Genomic DNA, 3,820 nt, shown 5'->3' on the forward strand with positions numbered 1-3,820 from the left:
GGGTGCCGGATGCTTGATCCTTTTCCGAAATCGGTAGGTGACGCTGTCGTAAGTAACATTGATCTGATAATATTTTTTGTCAGTGACCAGAATGTCTCTGGGCAGTAGATTTTCATCCCCCAAAGAGTCCGGGAAAAGACCTGTTTCACGACTCGATAAAAGACATCCGCTGACATTATCGGGTGTATTGGCCAGCATACCAACCAGGGTGCTGGCCCTACCATTCTGCATAAACTTGACTCGACAGAATCCGGTCAGTTGGTCATCATTACAGCGGGACTCTTTGGCTAAAGGCTCTGGCAGTGGGGAAATACAATATTGTCTTGATGACCCGTAGGGATAAGCCGGATTATAGCCAGTGTTTAATGGAAATAGAGCTGGCTCTGGCTGGAGACCGCCTTCATTAGTGCCATGATTAGGGCGCAATGAGGGGTCATCAAGAAAAGTTGCCCTTGCCCAAAGATACGTCAGCTTTCTCTTAGCGTCAGCGTAGTTATCCTCACTGACATCAAAAGGAATCAGGTTGTACTGATCGTGCATCGCTTTCTGAGACGGCTCAGGAACCTCTGTGGCCTGCAATAGCGGACTGGTGCTGTTGATAACACCACCTTGACTTGATGAGGAATCCACAGAATTTCTTTTCTCAGCTTTTGACTCGCCCGACGGAGACATCGTTCCCAAAACGAGCGGAAGAAGCGTTTTATTTTTTGATTGCTTTGAATGTGAGTCCGTGGGCCCTCCGTGCCGTTGCTCACTGGCAAAAGCAATTCCGTAGTGAGTCAAAGCGATGGATAAGATCAGCGCGCTCAGAGCCCCTAAAACTTGTCTCATGCCCAAGCTCCTCGACCATAGTTACGGCAAAATCAGGTTAAAAACCTGTTCGTAACACTCGATAAGGGGGTAAGTATAGTGTTGATTTCAATGATAAATAGAATATAAATGACTTATAAAAACTTATTCTTATGAAATCTGGCTCAGAGTATGCGGGTTCAAGAATTTAGCTGTGTGGTATGGAGATAGCAAAACAGGAGCCACTGACTCCTGTTTTTTTAGAAAGCCTCGCGTTTAAGATCAGCTTTGCTGTTCTCTTGCACGCTCAACTTCTTTCATGCTCAGTTTTATACGACCACGAGAGTATATATCCAGCACAACAACGTCAACTGTCTGACCAACTTTCAGGTAGTCAGTCACATTCTCAACACGCTCATTGGCGATTTGAGAGATATGCACAAGGCCGTCTTTACCAGGCAGTACGCTGACAAATGCACCAAAGTCCAGAATACGGGTAACTTCACCGGTATAGATTTTACCAATCTCGGCTTCAGCAGTAATGCCGTAAACCATGTCGTAGGCAGCTTTGGCTTTTTCACTGTTCTCGGCAAAGATCTGAACCATACCACTGTCGTCGATATCAACAGACGCACCGGTTTTATCGCAGATACTGCGGATAGTGGAACCGCCCTTACCGATCACATCACGAATCTTGTCCGGATCAATTTTCAGAGACATGGTCATAGGCGCATTGGGGTTCAATTCTGAACGGGCAGTACTGATGACCTTGTTCATCTCACCGAGGATGTGCAGGCGAGCCTGCATAGCCTGTTCCAGGGCTATCTCCATGATCTCTTCTGTAATACCAGCAATCTTGATATCCATCTGCAGGGCTGTGATGCCTTCAGAGGTACCAGCTACTTTAAAGTCCATGTCACCCAGGTGGTCTTCATCACCCAGTATGTCAGTCAGAACAGCGAACTGATCACCTTCTTTAACCAGACCCATGGCGATACCGGCAACTGGCGCTTTCAGAGGAACACCTGCATCCATCAGAGCCAGGGAAGAACCACAGACAGAAGCCATAGAGCTGGAGCCGTTGGATTCAGTGATCTCGGAAACAACTCGGATGGTGTATGGGAACTCATCCTGACTCGGCAGAACCGCCTGAACACCACGACGAGCCAGACGACCGTGACCAATTTCACGACGTCCAGGCGCCCCCATGCGACCACACTCGCCCACAGAGTAGGATGGAAAGTTGTAGTGCAGCATGAATGGGTCTTTGACTTCCCCTTCCAGATTATCAACGATCTGAGCGTCACGGGACGTACCCAGTGTCGCGGTAACAATAGCCTGAGTTTCGCCACGAGTGAACAGGGAAGAACCGTGAGTCTTCTGCAGAACACCGATCTCAACACCAATGTTACGAACCGTCTTGGTGTCACGACCATCTATACGAGGCATGCCGTTGATAATGTTGCCACGTACAACATTTTTCTCCAGCTTGCCGAAAGCCTTTTCAACATCAGAAGCGTCGAACGCACTGTCTTCAGCGATCGCTTCCATCACTTCCTGACGCAGTGTTTTAACGGCGGCAGTACGATCTTGTTTGATGGTGATCTGGTAAGCTTCACGCATCTTACCTTCGAAAGCCGCTACTTTTTCTTTCAACTGGATGTTCTCAGCTGGCGCTTCCCACTCCCAGCGAGCCTTGCCAGCCTCTGCAGCCAGCTCCTTAACGGCCTGGATGACGGTCTGGTATTCCTGGTGGGCAAACAGAACCGCTCCCAGCATCTCGTCTTCTGTCAGTTCCTGAGCTTCAGATTCAACCATCAGAACAGCGTCGTTAGTACCCGCTACCACCATGTCCAACTCGGAAGTCTTTAGTTCTTCATAGCTTGGGTTTAGCAGATAACCTTTCTCTTCGTTGAAACCAACACGGGCAGCACCGATCGGACCATCGAAAGGAATACCGGAAACAGCCAGGGCTGCAGAGGTCGCTACCATGGCCAGAATGTCCGGATCATTCTTCTTATCAGTGGACATGACTGTACAGACAACCTGTACTTCGTTCATGAAACCTTTAGGGAACAGAGGACGAATAGGACGGTCGATCAAACGAGAAGTCAGAGTTTCTTTCTCACTTGGACGGGATTCGCGCTTCAGGAAGCCACCCGGAATTTTACCGGCAGCGTATGTTTTTTCTTGATAGTGAACGGAGAGCGGGAAGAAATCCTGACCTTCATTCGCCTGTCGGGCTCCGACAACAGTTGCCAGAATAGCAATATCGCCCATCTTGGCCAGGACAGCACCCGAAGCCTGACGAGCAACACGACCGGTTTCCAGAGTGATGGTCTGGTCACCGAACTGAAATGTTTTAATTACCGGATTCACAACGTTTTCCTATTAAGTGTGAACAAACGAATACAGTACCCGGTCATAGTGGTGTGACAGATGCAATTCAAAACCCTCTGGATAACCTAAAGACCCTGCCTACCCAGACAGACTTGGAATTGCACCCTCTACTGACAACCAGGGTGCTGACAAATAAGTACCTAACAAGATACTTAAGAGAGCGGAGATCCCGCTCTTTAAAACCTTAAAAACAATGTCGTCTTTATGGTTCTTTTAACCACAAGAAAAGCTAAAACTTTATTATACACTGTATTGCAGTAAAGATTTCACAGCCTGACTGCAATACCTTGCTGCTCTTCTGCAACAGGCTGATTTTTCTTATGACCGACAAAGCAAAACACCGCCTGCCTCACAATGGAAGCCGGCGGTGCTTTGACTACACAGAAACACATTAACTGGCTTCGAAGCTGCAATTCGTTCGAAGCTGTTTAATCCACTTCTGTCTAACCCTGAGTTGAACACAAAATTTCAACTCAAAGCATGCTACTACGTCTGGGAGGCTGACCGAGAATATTGCCCGCCTGGGCTAGCCCGTAGCGAGGACGGAAAAATTGGGGATGAAAATTCGGTTTTGTAAGGAGAATAGCGAGCTATTTGACGAACAAAAGCGGATTTTCAGACCAATTTGCTG

General features: G+C 48.0%; 2 protein-coding genes. Both read right to left on the bottom strand.

The window, feature by feature from the left end; genetic code table 11:
• On the bottom strand, positions 1-831 hold an 831-nt coding region (locus KDK16_RS00495), incomplete at its 3' end, for a hypothetical protein (protein WP_257274219.1).
• A 240-nt stretch (positions 832-1,071) separates the two neighbouring features.
• The gene (gene pnp, locus KDK16_RS00500) at positions 1,072-3,168 is read right to left on the bottom strand and encodes a polyribonucleotide nucleotidyltransferase (protein ID WP_257274220.1); all 2,097 of its coding nucleotides are present in this window, start codon (positions 3,166-3,168) and stop codon (positions 1,072-1,074) included.
• Positions 3,169-3,820 lie beyond the last annotated feature (652 nt).

The organism is Endozoicomonas sp. SESOKO4, assembly GCF_024606275.1.